We start from the raw sequence: 1,237 nt of genomic DNA, 5'->3' as shown, positions 1-1,237 counted from the left end.
AGCTGAGGCCTTGGGCATGACTAACTTGAATGGTGGCACGCTCTTCAACGCTGAGTTCGGAATAAGACATAGGGCAGCACCGTACCGGAAAGGTCAGGTGTTGCACTCAGTTTTTGCCGCCGCCCAGCTTTAACGCGAGCAAAGCTGCACTCGATGACGCGATGAGAGCGGAACAACTGCAGGCAAAAGAAGATCAGCTTCAAGGTACAAAAGACCTGAACGACTCCAAGCGAGACTCGTACAAAAAAGCGTCCATTCAAGCTCGTCAGTAATAAAACTTACCTCTCCGATTTATCAATCGGAGAGGTTTACCTACGCTGAGTGAAACAGCACCCCCTCCACCATTCCTAATCCCACAAACTTAAAAATAGGTTCTATATGCAAATAGAGGAAATGGAGAGTTTTTCATCAAAGCATAGAGGTTTCAGCGTTTCTAACGTAACCGATGATTCTTCAACCTCCAAAGCAGATATTGATTTTTTCACCTCGACCCTTGAACACTCAAAGTCCCCGATACACGTAACGGCCACGGCAAGCGGCCCAAGCGTGTTGATCGAAGCATCAAACCAACTTATCAAAGCAACAGATCGTATTTCCAGAAGTTTGAGATCGATAAGCAGGAATGCCGACAAAGATGAATTGGCCAAATTCCCGAACCAGCTTTCCAGCTCATTATTCCTATCACAAATTATGGTAAAAAGCCTTGGCAAGACTACTCAATGCATCGACAAAATCTGTAATTTGCAGTAGCCCATAATGAATCACTTCTTCCCCATAGCATTACTTCTATCGCTTGTATTAATGCTGAACGGTTGTAGCGACCGCGTCGAACTCCATCGCCAACTATCCGAGCAAGAGGCCAATGAAGTTATTGCGGAGCTGGCAGACAAACGTATTCGAGCGCAAAAAGTGCCCGCAAAAGATGGCGTTGTCGTTATTGTCGATGCAAGCGATATTGGCCGTGCCGTACGCACGCTAGACGCTGCCGGCCTGCCTCGAACAGCCCGGACCACTCTAGGCGAGACGTTTCGTAAAGAAGGTGTTATCTCAACACCATTGGAAGAACGTGCCCGCTACATCTATGCCTTATCCCAGGAGCTTGAGGCCACCCTGGGCGGCGGCAAAAACTGAGTGCAACACCTGACCTTTCCGGTACGGTGCTGCCCTATGTCTTATTCCGAACTCAGCGTTGAAGAGCGTGCCACCATTCAAGTTAGTCATGCCCAAGGCCTCAGCT

At 48.4% G+C, this 1,237-nt stretch carries 1 pseudogene; it reads left to right on the top strand.

Annotated elements, in window-relative coordinates:
- Nucleotides 1-756 precede the first annotated feature (756 nt).
- A pseudogene (locus BLL38_RS29925) lies at nucleotides 757-1,113 on the top strand (type III secretion system inner membrane ring lipoprotein SctJ); the annotation flags it as partial.
- Nucleotides 1,114-1,237: the final 124 nt, after the last annotated feature.

Origin of the sequence: Pseudomonas gessardii (genome assembly GCF_001983165.1) — a bacterium.
GTDB classification, from domain to species: domain Bacteria; phylum Pseudomonadota; class Gammaproteobacteria; order Pseudomonadales; family Pseudomonadaceae; genus Aquipseudomonas; species Aquipseudomonas gessardii.
This window is presented reverse-complemented; position numbering and strand designations above follow the sequence as displayed.